Annotated in this window: 19 protein-coding genes; 10 read left to right on the forward strand and 9 right to left on the reverse strand. The window is 69.4% G+C overall.

What is annotated here, in order from left to right; genetic code table 11:
- Positions 1 to 62 precede the first annotated feature (62 nt).
- From FMQ63_RS00660 to FMQ63_RS00670, 3 genes are read left to right on the forward strand one after another with little or no spacing between them, the layout of a single operon-like run.
- On the forward strand, positions 63 to 947 hold the full coding sequence (locus FMQ63_RS00660; RefSeq protein ID WP_011556318.1) for an S-methyl-5'-thioadenosine phosphorylase: 885 nt from the start codon (positions 63 to 65) through the stop codon (positions 945 to 947).
- Positions 944 to 2,050, forward strand: a complete 1,107-nt coding sequence (gene mtnA, locus FMQ63_RS00665; protein ID WP_011556317.1) for an S-methyl-5-thioribose-1-phosphate isomerase — start codon at positions 944 to 946, stop codon at positions 2,048 to 2,050. The genes FMQ63_RS00660 and mtnA overlap by 4 nt, the downstream gene beginning before the upstream one ends.
- Positions 2,047 to 2,718, forward strand: coding sequence for a class II aldolase/adducin family protein (locus tag FMQ63_RS00670; protein ID WP_011556316.1), 672 nt, complete (start codon positions 2,047 to 2,049; stop codon positions 2,716 to 2,718). Before mtnA ends, FMQ63_RS00670 begins: the two co-directional genes overlap by 4 nt.
- Here FMQ63_RS00670 and FMQ63_RS00675 read toward each other — a convergent pair.
- Both FMQ63_RS00675 and FMQ63_RS00680 read right to left on the reverse strand, forming a co-directional pair.
- On the reverse strand, positions 2,672 to 3,898 hold the full coding sequence (locus tag FMQ63_RS00675; RefSeq protein ID WP_026113846.1) for a metallophosphoesterase: 1,227 nt from the start codon (positions 3,896 to 3,898) through the stop codon (positions 2,672 to 2,674). The two genes, FMQ63_RS00670 and FMQ63_RS00675, sit on opposite strands and share 47 nt — an antisense overlap.
- Positions 3,899 to 4,003: 105 nt before the next feature.
- Positions 4,004 to 4,537, reverse strand: coding sequence for an FHA domain-containing protein (locus FMQ63_RS00680; protein WP_011556314.1), 534 nt, complete (start codon positions 4,535 to 4,537; stop codon positions 4,004 to 4,006).
- A gap of 198 nt (positions 4,538 to 4,735) precedes the next feature.
- On the opposite strand from FMQ63_RS00680, the gene FMQ63_RS00685 reads away from it, so the two are divergent.
- The 5 genes from FMQ63_RS00685 (at position 4,736) to FMQ63_RS00705 (ending at position 11,875) form a co-directional block, all read left to right on the forward strand.
- A complete protein-coding gene (locus FMQ63_RS00685) occupies positions 4,736 to 6,781 on the forward strand; it encodes a hypothetical protein (RefSeq protein WP_011556313.1) in 2,046 nt (681 codons plus the stop codon).
- A gap of 334 nt (positions 6,782 to 7,115) precedes the next feature.
- On the forward strand, positions 7,116 to 7,382 hold the full coding sequence (locus FMQ63_RS00690) for an alpha/beta fold hydrolase (RefSeq protein WP_331274239.1): 267 nt from the start codon (positions 7,116 to 7,118) through the stop codon (positions 7,380 to 7,382).
- 187 nt (positions 7,383 to 7,569) lie between these two features.
- Complete coding sequence (locus FMQ63_RS00695) at positions 7,570 to 7,983, forward strand: hypothetical protein (protein WP_020478024.1); 414 nt, start codon at positions 7,570 to 7,572, stop codon at positions 7,981 to 7,983.
- A 3-nt stretch (positions 7,984 to 7,986) separates the two neighbouring features.
- A complete protein-coding gene (locus FMQ63_RS00700) occupies positions 7,987 to 9,045 on the forward strand; it encodes a peptidoglycan-binding domain-containing protein (RefSeq protein WP_011556310.1) in 1,059 nt (352 codons plus the stop codon).
- Positions 9,046 to 9,142: 97 nt separating this feature from the next.
- Positions 9,143 to 11,875 (forward strand): hypothetical protein, encoded by a 2,733-nt coding sequence (locus tag FMQ63_RS00705; RefSeq protein ID WP_020478025.1) that lies wholly within the window; start codon positions 9,143 to 9,145, stop codon positions 11,873 to 11,875.
- A 16-nt stretch (positions 11,876 to 11,891) separates the two neighbouring features.
- Here the strand turns inward: FMQ63_RS00705 and FMQ63_RS00710 are convergent, their stop codons facing one another.
- The 4 genes from FMQ63_RS00710 to FMQ63_RS00725 form a co-directional block, all read right to left on the reverse strand.
- Positions 11,892 to 12,092, reverse strand: coding sequence for a VOC family protein (locus tag FMQ63_RS00710; protein ID WP_331274222.1), 201 nt, complete (start codon positions 12,090 to 12,092; stop codon positions 11,892 to 11,894).
- Positions 12,093 to 12,175: 83 nt separating this feature from the next.
- On the reverse strand, positions 12,176 to 13,819 hold the full coding sequence (locus FMQ63_RS00715; RefSeq protein WP_011556306.1) for a long-chain fatty acid--CoA ligase: 1,644 nt from the start codon (positions 13,817 to 13,819) through the stop codon (positions 12,176 to 12,178).
- 91 nt (positions 13,820 to 13,910) lie between these two features.
- Positions 13,911 to 14,948: a 6-phosphofructokinase gene (locus tag FMQ63_RS00720; protein WP_011556305.1), complete on the reverse strand. Its 1,038-nt coding sequence runs from the start codon at positions 14,946 to 14,948 to the stop codon at positions 13,911 to 13,913.
- Positions 14,949 to 15,028: 80 nt separating this feature from the next.
- On the reverse strand, positions 15,029 to 16,456 hold the full coding sequence (locus FMQ63_RS00725) for an amidase (RefSeq protein WP_011556304.1): 1,428 nt from the start codon (positions 16,454 to 16,456) through the stop codon (positions 15,029 to 15,031).
- A 67-nt stretch (positions 16,457 to 16,523) separates the two neighbouring features.
- Here FMQ63_RS00725 and FMQ63_RS00730 point away from each other — a divergent pair, with 67 nt between their 5' ends.
- Positions 16,524 to 17,252 (forward strand): glucosamine-6-phosphate deaminase, encoded by a 729-nt coding sequence (locus FMQ63_RS00730; RefSeq protein ID WP_011556303.1) that lies wholly within the window; start codon positions 16,524 to 16,526, stop codon positions 17,250 to 17,252.
- A gap of 15 nt (positions 17,253 to 17,267) precedes the next feature.
- Here the strand turns inward: FMQ63_RS00730 and FMQ63_RS00735 are convergent, their stop codons facing one another.
- Positions 17,268 to 17,999, reverse strand: coding sequence for a lytic transglycosylase domain-containing protein (locus FMQ63_RS00735; protein ID WP_011556302.1), 732 nt, complete (start codon positions 17,997 to 17,999; stop codon positions 17,268 to 17,270).
- 10 nt (positions 18,000 to 18,009) lie between these two features.
- On the reverse strand, positions 18,010 to 18,738 hold the full coding sequence (locus FMQ63_RS00740) for a TetR/AcrR family transcriptional regulator (protein ID WP_011556301.1): 729 nt from the start codon (positions 18,736 to 18,738) through the stop codon (positions 18,010 to 18,012).
- A gap of 98 nt (positions 18,739 to 18,836) precedes the next feature.
- Here FMQ63_RS00740 and FMQ63_RS00745 point away from each other — a divergent pair, with 98 nt between their 5' ends.
- Positions 18,837 to 19,397, forward strand: coding sequence for a sterol desaturase family protein (locus tag FMQ63_RS00745; protein WP_011556300.1), 561 nt, complete (start codon positions 18,837 to 18,839; stop codon positions 19,395 to 19,397).
- A gap of 11 nt (positions 19,398 to 19,408) precedes the next feature.
- Here FMQ63_RS00745 and FMQ63_RS00750 read toward each other — a convergent pair whose 3' ends face one another.
- The gene (locus FMQ63_RS00750) at positions 19,409 to 19,954 is read right to left on the reverse strand and encodes a hypothetical protein (protein WP_011556299.1); all 546 of its coding nucleotides are present in this window, start codon (positions 19,952 to 19,954) and stop codon (positions 19,409 to 19,411) included.
- Between the last annotated feature and the right edge of the window lie 6 nt (positions 19,955 to 19,960).

A 19,960-nucleotide genomic window follows, 5' to 3' on the forward strand; every position in this document is an offset into this window, starting at 1 on the left:
GACTCCTACGCTCCCTGCCGCCGGCGCATTCCTTGTGCCGGCGTCCACCGGGAGCCCGCCGCATGTCCAACCCTACCTCGCCCGTCATCGGCATCATTGGTGGCAGTGGCCTGTACCAGATGGATGGCCTGACGGACGTCGAATGGAAGAAGGTGACGTCCCCCTTCGGTGAGCCTTCGGACGAGCTGTGCTTCGGCACGCTCGGAGGGCACCGCGTCGTCTTCCTGCCGCGTCACGGGCGAGGCCACCGGCTGGCGCCGACGGACATCAACTTCCGCGCGAACATCGACGCGCTCAAGCGCAGCGGGGTGACGGACCTGCTGTCGTTGTCCGCCGTGGGTGGCCTGCGCGAGGAATACCCACCGGGCACCTTCGTCGTCGTGGACCAGTTCATCGACCGGACCTTCGCCCGGGACAAGAGCTTCTTCGGCACGGGGCTGGTGGCGCACGTCTCCATGGCGAAGCCGGTGTGCTCGCGGCTGGGGAACGCGGTGATTTCCGCGTGCGAGGGCCTGGGCGTCGTCGCGCGCCGGGGCGGCACGTACCTGGCCATGGAGGGGCCGCAATTCTCCTCCAGCGCGGAGAGCCACATGTACCGGAGCTGGGGCTGTGACGTCATCGGCATGACGAACATGCCGGAGGCCAAGCTCGCGAGGGAGGCGGAGCTCTGTTACGCGACGGTGGCCATGGTCACCGACTTCGACTGCTGGCATCCGGACCATGACGCCGTCACGGTGGACCAGGTTGTCTCCGTGCTGCTGGGCAACGCGGGCAAGGCGAAGGGACTGGTGAAGAACGTGGTGCCGCTGCTCGGGTCGCATACTGGCCCCTGTGCACAGGGCTGCCACAGGGCGCTGGACCACGCCATCATCACCGCGCCCCCGGCCTGGGACGCCGCCATGGTGGAGAAGCTGTCCGCGGTCGCGGGCCGGGTGCTGCGCCGATGAAGGTCCATGGCAAGCCGATGCGCTCCATCTGGCTGGCGCCGGACGCGCAGGCCGCGGAGGCCATTGACCAGACGCGGCTGCCGCATGCGCTCGTCAGCGTGCGGCTGACGACGCTGGATGAAGCCGCTCATGCCATCCGGAGCATGCTGGTGCGCGGCGCGCCCCTCATCGGTGCCACCGCGGCCTATGGCGTCTGGCTGGCTTTGCGCGCGGATGCCTCGGACGGCGCGTTGGAGCACGCGCTCGCGGTGCTGCGGGGCACGCGCCCCACCGCCGTGAATCTGCACTGGGCCCTGGATGACATGCGTCAGCTCCTGGCGCCGCTGCCTCCCGCTGAACGGGTGGCTGCCGCGCTTCGCCGCGCGGAGGCCATCAGCGACGAAGACGTGGCCATCAACCGCGCCATCGGTGCGCACGGCCTGAAGCTCCTGGAGGACGCCTGGATGCGCAAGGGGCGCCAGGGCCGTCTGGAGGTGCTCACGCACTGCAACGCCGGCTGGTTGGCCACGGTGGACTTCGGCACCGCGCTCTCGCCCATCTACCAGGCGCACGACGCGGGCATCCCCGTGCACGTCTGGGTGGACGAGACGCGCCCTCGCAACCAGGGCGCGCAGCTCACGGCCTGGGAGCTGGGGCAGCACGGCGTCCCGCACACCGTCATCGCGGACAACGTGGGGGGCCACCTGATGCAGCACGGGCAGGTGGACCTGTGCATCGTCGGCACGGACCGCACCACGGCCCAGGGCGACGTGGCGAACAAGATTGGCACCTACCTCAAGGCACTGGCGGCGAAGGACAACGGCGTGCCCTTCTACGTGGCGCTGCCCTCGCCCACCATCGACTGGACGCTGCGGGATGGGGTGCGTGAGATTCCGATTGAACAACGCGACGGCACGGAGCTGAGCGACGTCACCGGACGGTTGGCGTCGGGCGAGGTGGCCACGGTGCGGATTACGCCGGAGGGGAGCCCCGCGGCGAACTACGCTTTCGACGTGACGCCCGCGAGGCTGGTGACGGCGCTCATCACCGAGCGCGGCGTGTGCCCGGCTTCGCACGACGGGCTGCTGTCGCTCTTCCCGGAGCGGCGCGGGAGGGCGGAATGAGCGGTGCGTGCGAGCACCTCGCCCTGCGCGAGTCGATGATTGCCACCGCGCGGCGGATGAATGCGTCCGCGCTCAACCAGGGCACTTCCGGCAACCTGAGCGTGCGGGTGGAGGCCGGCTTCCTGCTGACGCCCACCGGCATGGACTACGACTCGCTGGTGCCGGAGGACCTGGTCCTCATGCGCTTCGACGGCAGCCACGAGGGGCGCCGGAGTCCGTCCTCGGAGTGGCAGCTCCACCGGGACATCCTGGCCGCCAGGCTGGAGGTGGGCGCGGTGCTGCATGCGCACTCCATGTTCTGCACCACGCTGGCGTGCCTGCACCGGGACATTCCCGCCTTCCACTACATGGTGTCCGCAGCGGGTGGCACGGACGTGCGCTGCGCGCCCTATGCCACGTTCGGCACGGCGGAGCTCGCGGCCCACGTGCTGGCCGCGCTGGAGGGGCGCAAGGCCTGCCTGATGGCGAACCACGGCATGGTGGCGGTGGGCAGGGACTTGGCGGCGGCCTTCAAGCTGGCCGTCGAAGTGGAGACGCTGGCCGCCATGTACTGGCGGGCGCTCCAGGTGGGTGAACCGGTGCTCCTGGACGGCGCGGAGATGGCGCGCGTCCTGGAGAAGTTCAAGACGTACGGCCAGCAGCCGACGCCCCCGTCGCGCGAAGCGTGAGGACCGTCACCTCTGTCGGAACGCCGATGCGGAAGGGCAGCCAGTGCCCCGTTCCGCCGGACACGTAGAGCTGGTGGTCGCCCTGGCGGTAGCGGCCCAGCATGTACTTGAAGACGAACCACAAGGCCGGGACGCCCAGGAAGGCCACCTGTCCGCCGTGGGTGTGGCCGGCCAGCGTCAGCCGGGCGCCGCGCTCGGCCGCGAGCGGGAAGAAGTCCGGATGGTGCGTCAGGCAGAGCACCACCTCTTCGGGCGCCACGTCGCGGAAGCCGGCCTCCGCGGACTGCTGCATGCGCTCCGCCTTCACGCGGTGACTGCGGCCGGACATGGGGTAGTCCACGCCCACCACACGCACGCGCTGGCCGGCGTGCTCGAAGGCATGGGACGTGTCCACCAGCAGGCGAACGGGGCCGCCTCGCGCCTCCACGTCGGCGTAGGCCTGGCGGATGGCCTCCAGGCCGCGCCAGTGCTCGTGGTTGCCCAGGATGGCGAGCATTCCGTGACGGGCCTTGCACTCCGACAGCGCCGCCATGGTGCCGTCGAGCTGGTCCAGGTCGTCGATAAGGTCCCCCGTCATCACCTGGAGGTCCACCTTGGCGTCGTTCATCGCCCGCACGGCGTCTTGCAGGTACTGGGTGTCGATGAACGTGCCGACGTGGACGTCCGTAATCTGGCCGATGCGGAACCCGTCCATCGCCGGAGACAGGCCGGGGAGGTGGATGTCGACCTCGCGGACGGAGAACTGCGTGTAGCCGTTGGCGAGCCCCACCGAGCTCGTCCCGGCCGCCAGCAGCGGCACCGCGCGGCCGGCGTTCGTCAGCAGGTTGCGGCGCGCCATGTTCACCGGCGGGGCGGGGTTGGCCTCGGGCGCGGTGAGGGGCGGCTCCTGGCGGGCGGGCCGGTCCAGCCACCTGCGCAGCAGGAGGAAGGGCGCGCCGGCGAGGACAATCATGATGATGGCGACGGACCAGCCCACGGAGAAGACGCGCAGGGCCGCATCCCCCACGGGAAGCTGCGCGTGCCGTCCGGCCACCGCGGAGTAGAGCCACGCCACCAGGGACAGGAAGGTCCCCAGCGCGAAGGCACCCAGGCGCCACTTTCGGAGCAGGCCGGGCCACAGCGACCGGAGCACGGCCCAGGCGCTGACGTTGAAGACGAGGAGGAACAGCAGCCTGCCCATTGACGGTGCTCCCTTGGCGTGAAGGGGAACAGTCATAGCCGGGGCGGGCGACATGCGCCGCAGGAAGTGGCTGGGGCTTGAAGGGAGTGTTCCGTCCCCGGCCCCTCAGCCCCGGCTGGGACTGGCCATCCTCAGGTGAGCGTGGAGCGTCTCCGTGCGCAGGTAGAGGAACTGGGCATCGCCAAAGGCCAGGGCGTCGCCGTCGTTGAGCATCCGGTCCTGGTCCGGCCCCAGCGAGGAGGCGTTGACCCAGGTGCCATTCATGGAACCCTGGTCGCGCACCGAGCAGTCACCGGCCTGGGCGTGCCACCGCAGGATCGCGTGGAGCTTGGACACGGACGGGTCGGGTACCACCAGGGAGCAGCCTTCGATGCGTCCCACGGAGAACTCCTCTCCCTCCGTCTCCGGCCTGAGGAAGTGGACCTCCAGGGCATCGAACCCGCGCAGCATCACGAACAGCCGGTCCACGAGCCGTGTCCGGTGGGCCATGCCCACGGTGCGTGCCTCGCCGAGCCGCATGGCCACCTGTTGGAAGACGGGCTCGGGAGGTTGTTGGACCAGCACGACGCGGCCGGATGCTTCGAGGAAAGCCTCCAGGGTTGCCAGGGCGAACGGGCGCAGTTGCTTGACGGACGGCATGGTGCCCGCACCTTAGACCGCGTCGCGCGAAGTTGGCGCTGGACCGCGCCCATCCCCCATGGAGTGTCCACCGCCGGTCGGGAGCCGCGCCGTCCCGCCGCTCCATGACGCGCGCGACCTTTCTTGGGGGAAATACGTCCGCTTTCATCGCGCCGGGGCAACTGAACCCCTTCCGCGAAGCCCTCCAGGAGCGACGACATGACGATGCGGATGAAGCGGTATGGCGCTGGACTGTTGACGGCGTGGTTGCTGGCGGTGGCTCCCGCCTGCGGCGACTCGGATGAAGGCGCGCCACCGGACGCGGGATTGCCCGACGCGGGCGACAGTGGGATTCCGGATGCGGGTGACAGCGGCACACCCGATGCGGGTGAGGAGCTGCCTCCGCTGCTGGTGCCCGCGGGCTGCAACCCGCTGGCCTCCGAGCATGACTGCCTCCTGCCATACCCCTCCGACTACTTCCTCGAGGAGGATGCGGCGCTGCCGTCCGGCCACCGGGTTCGGCTCTCCGAGGCGGCGAAGCTGAAGGCACCCGACGGCGCCGCGTTCGACTTCACGGACCTCCACCCGGCGGACGGTTACTCTCATGGCACGCAGGTGCTCGCGCTCTTTCCGGACGGTGTGGATGACGCGCGCCTGCCGTCGGTGACGAGCCCCACCGCCGCGACGAACGGGAACACGGTGTTCCTCGACGCGGAGCGCGGTGAGGGCGTGCTCCACTTCGCGGAGCTGGACCCCAGGGCTCCGGACGACGCGCGCCGCGCCTTGCTGCTGCGGCCCGTGGTGCGGCTGCGCAACACGGCCCGCTACATCATCGCCCTGCGCGGGCTGACGGCGAAGGACGGCACGCCCGTGCCGGTGCCCGAGGGCTTCCGGCGCATCCGGGATGGCCAGACGGCGGGAGACCCGCTGCTGGCACCCCTGGCCGCCAGGTACGAAGCGGACATCTTCCCGGCGCTGGAGGCCGCGGGTGTGCCGCGCGCGGAGCTCCAGCTCGCGTGGGACTTCACCACCGAGTCGCAAGAGGGCGTCACGCAGGACATGCTCCAGGTGCGCCGCCTGGCGATGGAGGCGCTGGAGGCCACGCCCCCCGCCGTCACGGTGGCAGACGTGCGGGATGACGTGGACGCCAACGTCGCCCGGCGCATCACCGGCACCTTGCGGGTCCCGCTCTTCCTGGAGAGCGACCAGCCCGGTGCGCTGCTGGCCCGTGACGAGGAAGGCCGTGTGCGGCGCAATGGCGACGCGGAGGTGCCTTTCACGCTCCAGATTCCTCGCAGCGTCTGGGGGCAGTCCGTGGCGCCGGTGCGCTTGCTCCAGTACGGCCACGGCTTCTTCGGCCGGCAGGCGGAGGCGGATGGTTCCTTCGTCCGGCCCTTCATCCAGGCCACGCGGATGGTGGTGCTGACGGTGGACTGGTGGGGCATGTCGCAGACGGACGCGCCGGGCGTGCTCCAGGCGATGGCGGGCAACCCTGGCCAGACGATGCGCTTCACCGACCGCGTCCACCAGGGCATGGTGAATCAGCTCGCCGTGACGTACGCGGCTCGGACGACCTTGGGGGCGTTGACCGAGCTGCAGGACGACGGCGTGCGCGTCTTTGACCCGGAGCAGACGTACTTCTACGGCATCAGCCAGGGCCACATCCTGGGCGGCACGTACGTCGCGCTGTCGCCGCACGTCTCACGGGCCGTGTTCAGCGTGGGCGGGGCGGACTTCTCGCTGATGATGTTCCGCGCCCGGCCCTTCGGCATGTTCCTGGATGCGATTGCCCAGACGGTGCCGGACGCGCTCGACCAGCAGAAGTTCGCGGCGCTGACGCAGACGTCCTTCGACCGCATCGACCCGCTCACCTATGCGCCGCACGTGCTCGGCGACCTGTATCCCGGAGCGCCCGCGTCGCGCCGGGTGCTGGTGCAGTACGGCCTGGGGGATGCGCAGGTGCCCAACGTGGCCACCGAGCTGCATGCCCGCGCCATGGGATTGACGCAGCAACTGCCCGCCACCTGGCGCGTGCCGATGCTGCCCGCGGAGGAGGGGACGGTGGAGGGCTCGGCGCTGGTGCAGTTCGACTTCGGGCTGCCGTCGCCGCTGCCCGGCACAGTGGCGGACCTGCCGGCCGCCGACAATGCCGTTCACGAAGGCGTGCGCCGGGACGACGACGGACGGGAGCAGGTGGACCGGTTCCTTCGGCCAAACGGACAGGTGGAGGTCACCTGCGACGGCATCTGCTTGGGTGGCAACTAATGAGCTTCAGCTTGTTGAGTTAAGGGACAGGCCGGCGTGAGCGAAGTAGGCGCGCAGGGTGGCGGGACGATGCTGGAGCCGCCGAAACTCCCTGCGCGCCTGCCGACGCAATTCGTCGATGCTTCCAGGCAGAGCGTTGAGCAGCGCCTTCTTGACGCTCGCATTCCGCAGCTGCCCGCAGTTGCCGCCCCTGCAGATGGTGCCTCCTCCTCGCCCGAGGCCGCCGCTGCGGGGAGCCGGCCGGATTCGGCTTCACCCCGCATGAGGAGAGCCTCGTCCTGGAGGCGTTCGTGGACCGGCTCGGACTCCGGGACGTGACGCTGGTCATGCAGGACTGGGGCGGGCCCATCGGCATCGGGCTCGCGGAGCGCCCTCCCTCGCGGACAAGCCGACGCTCATCTTCTGGGCGCTCGAGGACGTGGGCTTTCCCCAGCGCGACAGGGAGCGGTGGGAGCAGGCCTTCCCGAATCACAGGAGCGTCGAGTTCCCCGGCGTGGGCCACTTCTTCTTCGAGGACACCACGGACGACGTCATCTCGGAGATTCGCGCGTTCATGTCCTCCGCCGGCCCCGGGGTTCGCGTGGGAGGGGCTCCGCGCTGACGGCCGGGGCCCACGCCGCTACGGCCCCTGCGTCCAACGAGAACGCAGCCCGCGTCCCTTCACGACGCAGCGCCCTCCGGCCGATGCGCCTCCGCCCCTGGAGCCGGCCCCCGCCGGAATGGCGTCCCGGTTGCATTTGCACGGACGCACTGGCCTCGCATCGCCGCGCCCGACAGGAATGGATGGAATGCCCCCCTTCATCATCCGCACGCAACAGGGCCTCACCCTCCAGCACGCAAGCGAAGCGCGGTTCCGAAGGGAGATGGTGGAGCACCTGCGGACCCACTTCCCGGAGCGGACCACCGGGCTGGAAGCACGCGAGCTGGATGCGCACGTCGAGCGCGCACTCCAGGCCGCCCGCGACTATGGGCTCGCGAGCCGGCGGGAGCTGTGCCGCTTCCTCAACCTGTGTGGCCTCCATGGCTGGGACTTCGACCGGCGGCCGCGCAACGCCTGGATGAAGGCCATGCTCACGGCCCCGGACGTGACGGCCCCCGGCGCCCGGCTGGACCGGCTGGTGGAGCACTCCCTCCACCGGCTGGAGTTGGAGTCCCACCGCACCCGGCTCGAGGGCGAGTTCGGCCTTCACGAGGAGACGTGAGCCATGTCCGAGGCAGTCCTCCGTCAACAGCAGCTCCAGGCCGCGGAGGAAGCAGCGGCCCGGCAGAGCCACACCACGCCCCCGGACGGGGTGTGCATGCCATGTGGCTTGCGAAGCCTCCGGGCCCTGGAGGTGTGCGTGGTGGGCGAGGATGACCAGGGCCTGATGGACGTCCAGGTGGAGCTGCGGCTGGCACCGGGCCAGCTCCTGCGGGCCCGGACCAACCGTGAGGGCCGTGCCCGCTTCGAGGGGCTGGAAGCGGACGCGCGCTACACGCTGGGCCTGCCAGACCTGGACGCGGCGGCCTGGGAGCTCCTCGCCGAGGAGCCCCTGCCGGCGGAGCGGGCCGTGAGTGACGTTCCGGCCGCGTGGCAGCAGGCACCGTCCGCACAGCCGCCGCGCGTCCCCGAGGCCCATGTTGTCGACCAGGGAGACTGCATGAGCAGCATCGCCCACCAGCACGGCTTCCTGCCGGAGACGCTGTGGAACCTGCCGGAGAATGCCGTGCTGCACGCGAAGCAGCGCCAGCGCCACGTGCTGTACCCCGGAGACACCATCACCCTGCCGCCCCGGCGGGCGCGAGACGAGGAGGCACGGGCCGGACGCTTGTACCGGGTGCGCCGCAAGGGCATTCCCGACATGCTGCGGCTGCGCTTCCTCGACGTCGACGAAGAGCCCCGGGTGGGGCTCCCCTTCCTCCTCAGGCTCAGGACCTTCTCGGGGGAGAGCGTCCGGGACGTCCGGGGCGAGCTGGACGGGGACGGCTATGTCCAGGCGACCATCCCTCCCGATGCGGACCTGGGGGAGCTCATCCTCGGGACGGGGCCCGACCGCGAGACCTATCAACTCGAGCTCGGCCACGTGGACCCGCTCGGCACCTTCCCCGGGCTCCAGGACCGGCTGGCGAACCTGGGCTACTTCAGCTGCTGCGAGCAGGACAGTGAGCACCACCCGGTGACTCGCCAGGCCCTGGAGCGGCTGCAGCTGGCGTATGGCCTGAAGCCCACCGGGAAGCTGGATGGCGCCAGCCGCGAGCTGCTGAAGGCACTGCACCTGTCGTAATCGGAGACGCGCCATGGCCCGCTGTGCTCTCTGCAAGACCCATGTCGCCGACGGGAGCATCTGTCGTAATTGCGGCCAGCCGCTCTGCAACCGCCACATGGCCATGCATTCGTGCGGGTCCTCCTCCGACACGGACTCCAGCGACGAGTTCCAGCCTTGGGTCGAATCGGACGATGAGGACTGGGCGCTCGTCCGGGAGGAGAAGAGGCCGCGCAAGCGCCAGAAGAAACCGACGCCGAAGGCCCAGAACCCGAAGGAGAAGGAGAAGGAGGCCAGCTCCGACAACGAGGACGAGGACGAGGACGAGGCCAGCTCCGACAACGAGGACGAGGACGAGGGGGGGCCGGCCCCACTCCGGGGGCCTTCGCCCGACTTCGAGTACTACAGCAGCGATGACGACGAGACGCCGCTGGGCCCGATTGAGACCAGTAACCAGGGCACATACACCGCCAGGAAGGAGTTCGAGGCCACCGTGGCCTTCCTCCGGGCCGTGCAGGACCTCTTCGAGAACCTGTCGAATCACTACCAGGTCTGCCAGGCGACGGCGGAGCTGCTCAAGATACCCCAGGGGCCCATCCACCAGTTCACGGAGAAGGCGCTCTTTCACACCATCAAGAACAAGCAGAAGATCGCCGGACAGAACAGGGGCTACGAGTTCCGCATCTCCACCCCGGCGCAGTGGATGGCCCTGGCGAAGCTCCTGCGGAATGCGCAGTACCGCCCCTGCGACATCATCGTGGAGCTCTGGCCCAAGGCCGCGCGCAACCGCATGTGCATCCGGGGTGGGAACTCGCTCATCAGCCCCTATACGGGCATGGCCCGCACCTGGCCTTCACTCGCGCTGGAGCTGCATCAGACTGCCCTCATGCTGGGGCTCGAGGTCTGCGCCCGGGTGCTCAAGCAGGAGGTGCGCCCCAAGGGCATCGAGCGCATCGGACATCAGTTGCTGGCCGCCATCATGCTCCGTGCCTACAGGGGCCAGGGGGCGGAGGTCTTCGACTTCCTCGTCGGCAACCTCGGGCTCGGCAGCAAGGATATGGAGCGCCTCGAGGAGTTCATCTCCGAGTTCTTCGCCCTGTCCTTCGGCGTGGAGTCCGAGCGCCTGTTCCTCACCCACCTCGAAACGCTGCTGCACCTGGAGAACATCGCCAACGGCTTCAAGTTCTCCCTGAACCCGAAGATTCGCTGCTCCCGGGGCGGCACGCCTGGGGTGGTGGGCCAGCACCTCTTCAACTTCCTGAATGTCTTCTCCGGCATCCGGGAGATTGGCGGCGAGAACCAGCACGTCTACATCCCCGCCAGGCTCGAGAAGACGCCCCATGGCAAGGAGAAGGACGTCGCGAAGTACCAGGGCTTCGTCCTCGAGAAGGAAATCCAGCAGGCCCTGCGCTTCAAGGACATGCACGGGCGCGGCAAGAGCAAGCGCTCCCGAGGCAAATCCATGGTGGCGGGCGGGGCGGGCTTCTTCCACCTCAAGCCCTTCCTGGGAGGCCAGAACAAGAAGGGCAATCCCTACCGGGACTTCACCACCCGGACGGTCATCGAGGGCGTCTGGAATCAGCTCCGGCCGGTGGCTCCCGAGGAGGACCGTGGGCAGCTCCATGCGGACCGGCTGGAGTTCATGGCCTGCATCCGCATCTACAACACCCTGGCGAACTTCCTCCGCAGGAGCACCCAGAGCATCACCCGGGGGTACTGGGACCAGCGCTTCCGCTTCTACGGAGGCAATACGCGCATGGATGCGGAGTGGCTGGTGGGGTGGATCTCCAGCCTCCTGCTCGGTCGCAGGTCGTATGATTACGTGAGCACGATCTGGAGCCAGAGCCTGCCCATGCTGGGGAGCACGCTCGCGTTTCCGGACGTCGTGCAGCAACTGGTGGAGCGGGCCTTTCCCCAGCTCATGGGTGGCAAGCGCCTGACCCTGGACCCGTCCCATACGTATCAGCGGCACGGGTTCTGCTCCGGGATGAGGGTGTTGGAGGCAGAGCAGCTCATGCGGACCCTGCTGTCCGCCGGCTGGGTGCTTCAGGAGCGCAAGTACGGAGACGAGTGGCTCGGCAACGAGCACATGGAGGAGCTGTTCCTGCACCACCTCGCGGAGGCGAGCCCCTCCTTCGCCCAGGTTCCCCCGGTGGATGTGAATGCGGTGTGGTGGGAGATGACCGCCGCCATCGTCGACTCCCTCGCCGAGCAGTCCGCCTCCCCCCAGGGGGTGAGCCCCTTCCTGGTGTGCCCCATCAACCTGGGCAATCGACACTGGGCCTGCTTCGTCATCGAGCTGAACCTGGCCGACCTCTCGTCGCCAACGGTGTATTTCTTCGACTCCCTGGGCAGCAACGCCCAGAAGCTGGCGGTCGTCCGCCGCATCATCGAGGACACGCAACTGCTGAGCAGTCCCACGCTCGTGGACCTCTCCGCCGCCGTCCAGACCGACGGGCATACCTGTGGCACCTGGATGCTCGAGGCCGCCAGGCTCATCCTCCAACTGCGCCTGTCCGGAGTGGACCTGGCCGACATCGGCACCTTCCACGCCGAACTCCTGGCACTCCAGGAGCAGATTGGGGACCTGCACGCGCAGAACGTCCAGTTCCAGGAGGACTACGCGGCGGAGGACTCCATCGACGAGGACTCTCATGACACGACGGGAAAGGCCTCCATGGGCGCGTCGAAGAACTCGGACGTCGAGTTGATGAGCGAGGAGGTCGACCCGTTCGCCGAAGGGGAGGTCGACCCGTTCGCCGAAGGGGAGGTCGACCCGTTCGCCGAAGGGGAGATCGACCCGTTCGCCGAAGAGGTGGAAGGGATGAGTGAGGACGACTCCTCCGCCTGAGCAGGTGGGTGGCACCTCAGGCGGCGCGCGGGCGGCAGTTGACCTCGATGAGGAGGCCTCCGGGCGCCGTGCAGTACACCATCGTGCCGCGGTTGTTCCGGATGACCTCGGAGACCTCCAGCCCGTCGCCCTTCGCGCGGGCGTGGAACTGCGTCACCAGGTCTTCACTGTCCACGTAGAACCCGAGGTGGAACCCCAGTTTCGCCCTTGACCTCACTCCCTGAAGCTCACTAGCGCAGGGCCAGAAGTGACCTCCGCGCGTCAGAGGCGGACGCGTGGAGGTCACTGCCTCGTCGCGGTCTACGTCGCCGCGTCTGCCTTCGGATTCTTCAGCAGGTGGTCGCCGTAGTCCTCACGCAGCTTCGTCTTGAGGAACTTGCCGGTGGACGTCCGCGGCACCTGCGGGACGAAGACATAGTCATCCGGCAGCCACATCTTCGCGAACTGGCCCGCCAGGTGCGCGGTCAGCTCCTCCTTCGTGACCTGCTGCCCCTCCTTCAGTGCCACCGCGGCCAGCGGGCGCTCATCCCACTTCGGATGTTTCCCGGCGAAGACGGCCGCCTCCAGCACGGCCGGGTGCGCCATCAGCGCGTTCTCCAGCGCCACGGAGGAGATCCACTCACCGCCCGACTTGATGACGTCCTTGCTGCGGTCGCAGATGCGCACGTAACCGTGCGAGTCGATGGTCACCACGTCGCCCGTCTTGAACCAGCCGTCCTTCGTGTAGCGGTCCGCGCCCTCATCGCTGAAGTAGGACGACGCGACCCAGGGCCCCCGGACCTCCAGTTCGCCCATCGTCTCCCCATCCCAGGGCAGCAGCGTGCCGTCGTCGCTGGCGACGCGCGTCTCCACGAAAGGCAGCGCGAACCCCTGTGACGCCCGCGCCGAGGACTTCGCCTCATGCGCCGCCTGCCGCAGCGGCCCCTTGACCTTCGCCATCGTTCCGACGGGGCTCATCTCCGTCATGCCCCACGCGTGAACCACTTCCAATCCATGCCGCTGCTGGAAGCCCTCAATCAGCGACGGAGGCGCCGCCGAGCCACCAATCAGCATGGACCGCATGCTGCTCAGGTCCCACTTGTTCGGTGCCTGGTCCAGCAACGCGAGGATTCCAATCCAGATGGTGGGCACGCCGCCCGCCAGGGTGACCTTCTCCGCCGCCATCAAGTCCAGCAGGGAGGGCGGGTCCAGGTGCGGCCCGGGAAGCACCAGCTTCGCGCCGGTGAGGACGGCGTCGAAGGCCAGGCCCCACGCGGCGGCGTGGAACATGGGCACCACCGGCATCACCGCGTCCGCCTCGCGCATGCCCGTCACGTCCGTCATGCAACACGCCAGGGCGTGCAGCACGGTGGAGCGGTGGCTGTAGAGCACGCCCTTCGGATTGCCCGTGGTGCCCGACGTGTAGCAGAGCATCGACGCGGAGTTCTCATCGAGCTGGGGAAAGTCGAAGTCCGGGGACTCGGCCGCCAGCAGTGCTTCGTAGTCGAGCGTCCCCTCCGGCGCGGGGCCCGCGTCCGGCACCACGATGACGTGGCGGATGCTGGGCACCGCGTCCTTGAACTTCTCGAACAGCGGCAGCAGCGAGCGGTCCACCACCACCACGGAGTCTTCCGCGTGCCGCGCGATGTAGCCCAGGTCATTGGGGTGCAAGCGCAGGTTGAGCGTGTGCACCACCGCGCCCATGCACGGCACGCCGTAATACACCTCCAGGTGCCGGTAGTGATTCCAGCTCAGCGTGGCCACCCGGTCCCCCGCCTTCACGCCCAGCCGCGTCAGCGCGTTGGCCAGCCGGCACGTGCGCGCGTAGAAGTCCGCGTACGTGTAGCGGTGCAGCGACTTGTCCGGGTTGCGGCTGACGATTTCCGAGCGCGGGTAGAATGTCCGTGCGCGCTCCATCAAGTGGCTCAGCGTGAGCGGGAAATCCATCATGCGGCCTGGCAGCATCGGCACCCTTCCTTGTGACGGCGTGAGGAGGTGCCGATGCTAACGGAGCGCGGACCCGTGCTTCATCCACGCTCCGCGATGCTGCGTTGCGTCAGCCGAAGAAGACCTGGGCGACTTCGAAGAACTCCTGCGGGACGCGCTTGAGCTCGCGGGTGGCGTCCGCCAGGTCCACGCTGATGATGTCGTTGCCTCGCAGCGCGGCCATCTTCCCGAACTCGCCGCGGGCCACCATGTCGCAGGCGTGGACGCCGTAGCGGGTGGCGAGCACGCGGTCATGCGCGGTGGGGGCGCCGCCGCGTTGGATGTGGCCCAGCACGGACACGCGCGTCTCGAAGCCGGTGCGCCGCTCGATTTCGTGCGCCAGGATGGTGCCCACGCCACCGAGCCGCGGCCTGCCTGCCTCGTCCAGTGCGCCGCTGGTGACGAGCTGCTCCTGCTGGTCCGCCGACAGCTTGATGCGCGTACCCTCCGCCACCACGACAATGGAGAAGGTGCGCCCGCCCGCGTGGCGGCGCTGGATGTGCTCGGCCACCTTCGCGAGGTCGGCGGGAATCTCCGGCACCAGGATGACGTCCGCGCCGCCAGCGATGCCCGCGTAGGTGGCAATCCAGCCCACGTGACGGCCCATCACCTCGCAGACGATGACGCGCTTGTGCGACTCCGCGGTGGAGTGCAGCCGGTCAATGGCCTCGGTGGCGATGGCGACGGCCGTGTCGAAGCCGAAGGTGAAGTCCGTGGCGTTGATGTCGTTGTCGATGGTCTTCGGCACACCGACGATGCGCAGTCCTTCCTGCGACATGCGCGTGGCGGCCGACAGCGTGCCTTCGCCACCAATGGCGATGACGGCGTGGATGCCGTTGCGTTCGATGGCGCGCTTGACGCGCTCCAGCCCGTTTTCGACCTTGAACGGGTTGACGCGCGAGGTGCCGAGGATGGTTCCGCCCCGGTGGAGGATTCCGGACGTGGTTTCACGCGTGAGGCGGAAGTGGTTGTCCTCCAACAACCCCTTCCAACCATCTCGGAGGCCCATCATCTCGAAGCCGTGGGCGTTGGCGCGGCGGACGACGGCGCGGATGACGGCGTTCAGGCCGGGGCAGTCACCCCCGCCGGTGAGCACGGCGACTTTCATGGAGAAACGTTCTACCGCGCCCGACGCCAGACGCGATGTCCAAGTTCGCCCGAGCGCTCACCCGGGGACCTTCCAACCCTCTATCCGAACACCGCCGGACGACGCTGGGCCCAGGGGCGGGCAGCCTCCAACTGGGCGGCGAGCCGGAACAGGGTGGCTTCATCTCCAAAGCGCCCCATGAACTGAACGCCCACGGGCAGGCCGTCCGGGCTCCAGTGGAGCGGCAGGCTCATGGCGGGCAGCCCCGTGATGTTGGCCATCGGGCAGTGGGAGGCGAAGGCGCCCGCGCGGAGCAGCGGGGCCATGGGCTCGCCCGGTGGCGAGGAGAACGTGCCCAGCGGCGGCGCGAGCTCGTTGAGGGTGGGCATCAGCCAGACGTCCACGTCATCGAAGTGACGGAGCGCGGCGCGGCTGTGACGCTGCAATTCCGCGCTGGCGCGCAGGTAGGCGGACAGGCCCTGGTCCAGGCCATATTGGTAGAGGGCCCAGGTGAATGGCTCGAAGTGCGAAGCCTCCGGACTGCGTCCCAGGCGCTCGGCCATCGCGTCGATGCTGAAGACGACGCCCGCGGTCCACACGGTGATGAAGTGCTGGCCCACCGCGTCATCACCGGGCACCTCCAGGCTGCCCTCGTCCACGTGGTGGCCCAGGTCCTCCAGCAGCCGGGCCGCGGAGTGGATGGCGGCCAGGCACTCCGGGTGGATCGCGGCGCCCATGGGGTTTCGTACGGCCACGCGGATGCGCAGGCGGCCCGGGGGCGTGTTGACCTCCTGGGTGTAGGGCCGCGCCTTGGCGGGGGCCTGGTAGGGCGTCCCCGCGTCCGCGCCGCAGGTGACGTCGAGCAGCGCCGCGCTGTCTCGCACGGAGCGGGTGAGGGCGTGTTCGGTGACGAGCCAGTGGACGGCGTCCGCGATGTCGCCGCCCATGGGGTTGCGGCCCCGGGTGGGCTTGAGGCCGAAGAGGCCACATGCGGCGGCGGGGATGCGGATGGAGCCGCCGCTGTCCGTCGCGTGGGCGAAGGGCACCATGCCGCTGGCCACCGCCGCCGCCGCGCCGCCGCTGGACCCGCCCGGAGAGCGCGAGGTGTCCCAGGGGTTGCGGCAGGGCCCGTGCAGCTCGCCCTCCGTGGTGGGGAGCAGCCCCATCTCCGGCGTGTTCGACTTGCCCAGCACCACCAGGCCGCTGCGCCGGTGGCGCTTCACCAGCTCGCTGTCCTGGTCTGGAATGTAGTCCTTCCCGAAGCGCGAGCCGTGAGTGAGCGGGTGACCCTCCTGGGCCGTGAGCAGGTCCTGGAGCAGGAAGGGGACGCCGGTGAAGGGGCCCGGAGGCAGCGTTCCCCGGGCTCGCTCGCGCGCCTGGTCGAATTGCGTCTGGACGACCGCGTTGAGCGTCGGGTTGAGGCGCTCGATGCGGGCAATGGCCGCATCCACGAGCTCGAGCGGCGTGGCCTCCCGGCGCCGGACGAGCTCCGCCTGTGCCGTCGCGTCGAGACTGACAAAGGGGTCCATGTCCCCGACTTTGTCATGATTCACGCGACCTGGAAGCGCACCCGGTGCATGCCTATGTTTCGGACCCATGCGCATCCGCGTCTTCGATTCCGAGCGGGAGGCCGCCGCCACGTGCGCCCAGCGAATCGCCCGAGCGGCGGCGGCACACCCCTCCCTGGTGCTGGGGCTCCCCACGGGGCGTACGCCGCTCAACGTGTACCGGGAGCTGGTGGAATTGTTCACACGCGGCGGTTTGGATTGGGCCCAGGTCCGCACCTTCAACCTGGATGAGTTTCTGGGTGTGTCGGCGGACGACGCGGGCAGCTTCCGCGCCTACATGGAGCGGCACCTCTTCCAGCACGTCAACCTGTCGCCCGCGCACATCCAATTCCTCGATGGCGCGGTGGAGGACGCGGAGGCGGAGTGCGCGCGCTACGAGGCCCGGCTGGCCGAAGCGGGCGGACTGGACCTGGTGCTGTTGGGGCTCGGTTCGAACGGGCACCTGGCCTTCAACGAGCCGGCGGACGGACTGCGAGCGCGGTGTCACCGGACGCGGCTGAGTCGTCAGACGCGCGAGGCCAACCTCATGCTCTTCGGGGATGACCCGTCGCGCGTGCCGATGGAGGCGCTCACGTTGGGCATGGCCAGCATCCTCCAGGCACGGCAGGCGCTGCTGCTGGCTTTCGGCGAGGCCAAGGCGGAGGCGGTGCGCGGCATGGTGGAGGGCCCCGTGTCCCCCCGCTGTCCCGCCTCCTTCCTCCAGCTCCACCCGGACGTCGAGGTGTGGCTGGACCCGGCGGCGGCCCGCGCGCTGTAAGGCGCTGCGACTGCCTCAGCTCCGGCCATTCTCCGCGGGCGCTGCGGGCTTCTTCGGCTCCTTCGCCGCGGACGCCGGTGCCTTTGTGCGTGCTGGAGCCACCGGCTTCGGCTTCGCCACGGGCTTCACCGCGGGCGGCGCCTTCCGCGGCGGAGGCGGGCGCGTCAGCTCCCACGCCGCGAGCACCTTGGGCACGTAGAACTCCGTCTCGCCATTGCGCGGCACGCGGCCATTCACGGAGCCTGGGCCCGCGTTGTATGCGGCCACCGCGAGCCGCACGTCACCGAAGCGCCGCAACTGCTGGGCCAGATAGCGCGCGCTGCCGTCAATCGCCGGCTCCGGGTCGAACGGGTCCTTCACACCCAGCATGGCCGCGGTGCCGGGCATCAGTTGTCCGGGCCCCATGGCTCCCGCCGGGGAGATGCGGTGCACGCGCGTCTCCGACTCCACCTGCACCAGCGCGCGCAGCAGCCCCGGGGGAAGGCGGTGCCGGCGCTCGGCCGCGTCGATGACGGGCTCCAGGGGCGCGTGTCCCTCCACCAGGCACGACGGCCGGTGCGCCAGATACGCGCGCAGCGCGCCCGCCTTGGCCTCCAGGAACGAGAAGGACAGCGGCGACACGAAGCTGTTGCCGAACCAGGCCACCGCGACGTTGAGCAGCACCACCGGCGCGAGCACACACGGCAACCACCACGCCCACCCGGGCACCGTCATCCCCCCACGCCGTGCCGCCCGCTTGCGTCCCACCCCTCCACCCTTAGGGGCGCTTGGGGCCTCCGTCCAACTTCCGGCGCCCAGGGCGGACCTCCGGGGGAAGGCGCAGCCCGTCCAGCACCAGCGTGGTGAGCGCGTCCGGCAGCTCCAGCGGGTTGCCGATGTCCTCCTCGCTCAGCACCGCCAGCAGCAGCCGCTCCACGGCGCCCACCACCGCCAGTCCGCTCACCGCCGGACGGATGGGGCGCAGCAGCCCGCTGGTGTGCGCCTTCTGCGTGATGTCCACCGCGTGACGCGCCACCTGCCGCGCCAGCTCCGCCACCTTCGTCCGCGCCCCCACCGCCGGCCCCCGGCACTCCTGGAGGTACAGCCGCACCACGCCCGGGTACTGGAGCAGCGCGCTGGCAATCACCGCCGCCACCGCGCGGTACGCGTCGAACATGGCCTCCACGTTGCGCGCCTCCGCCAGGGAGTGGCCGCACGTCTCCAGCCCGGCCAGCAGCTCGCGGCGCACCGGCTCCAGCAGGCCGTCCACCAGCGCCGCCTTGTCGTCGAAGTACCGGTAGAACGTCCCCTTGGCCACCCCGGCCGCCTGGGTGATGTCGTCGATGGTGACGCCATCCAGGCCCCGCGCCAGGAACAGCTTCAGCGCGGCGTCCTCCAGTGTCTGCTCGCGCTCTCGGCGGTGGGCCTCGCGGCGGCCTCCGGGCCGTGCGGGCGGCTTGCCCGTCTCCTGGGCGCCACCCGCCCGCGTGCCATCCCGGCTCGCCATTACCGTGCGCTCCCGTCCATTGCGCGGTAGAAAAAGAGTGACCAAATAGTCATTTATGGGAAGCGAAGCGCCGGCCGGGCGCTTCGCCGGAGGCGACCATGATCGGCATCCCCCTGGGCTGGGTTTACTCCAATTTCGGTGAATGGGTCCTTCACAGGTCCGTCCTGCACGGCCTGGGGAAGAACCGGAAGAGCTTCTGGAGCTTCCACTGGCACGAGCACCACCAGAAGTCGCGGCGCCACGACATGGTGGATGACCAGTACATGCGCTCGCTGTGGAGCTGGTCGGCGCAGACCAAGGAGCTGATGGGGCTGGCGGTGCTGGCGCTGGCCCACGCGCCGCTGTTGCCGGTGGCGCCCTTCTTCGTCGGGACGGTGTGGGCCTGCGCGGCGAACTACTACTTCGTCCACCGGCGGGCGCACCTGGACCCGAAGTGGGCGCGTGAGCACCTGCCGTGGCACTACGACCACCACATGGGCAAGGACCAGAACGCGAACTGGTGCGTGACGCACCCGTTCTTCGACCTGGTCATGGGCACGCGGCGCGAGTTCCTCAACGTGCAACCTCCCGCATCCAAGCAGCCCGCGCCCGTCGAACAGCCCGTGCCCGCGCCCGTGGAGGCCCGGAAGCGCACGGCGGCGGCTTCCGGGCTCCGGTAGCTACGGGCGGCCTAGAACACCAGGTCGAAGTAGTTCGCGTGCGCCTTCACGCCCGCGCAGGCGCGCAGCGAGGCGGTCCAGTCCTCGGAAGGCAGCGTGCCCCGGGCGTCGAAGATGAACTCGAGCTCGGGCTGCCGGGCCAGGTCCATCAGGTCCACCGGGCCGGTGCTGGTGAGCTGGATGGTGCGCGTGGGCGCGGTGCTGGTGCGCGTGTACTCACCGATGACGTGGGTGTCGTTGGAGCCCGGCTGGCGCACGGAGACGTTGGCGCGCTCCACGCCGCTGAGGTCCGTGTCGGCCGTCACCTCGAAGACGCGCAGCCGAAGCTCGGTTTCGATGTCCGTGTCCTCGGGCAGCGGGTCGGAGATGTCACCCAGCGGGAAGGTGATGCTCCGCTCCACGTTGACGGTGAGTGGCAGCGCCGCGGGGAAGGCCAGGTCGCGCTCCGTCTTGCAGATCTCCTCGGCCTCGGCCTCGATGAAGAAGAGGGATTCACAGCCGGTGGCGAGCATCGCGATGCTGGAGAGGAGCAGGATGCGGAAGGAAGTCGTTCGCATGGTTGA

Source organism: Myxococcus sp. CA005 (assembly GCF_006518205.1).
In the GTDB taxonomy this organism is placed as follows: Bacteria; Myxococcota; Myxococcia; order Myxococcales; family Myxococcaceae; genus Myxococcus; species Myxococcus xanthus.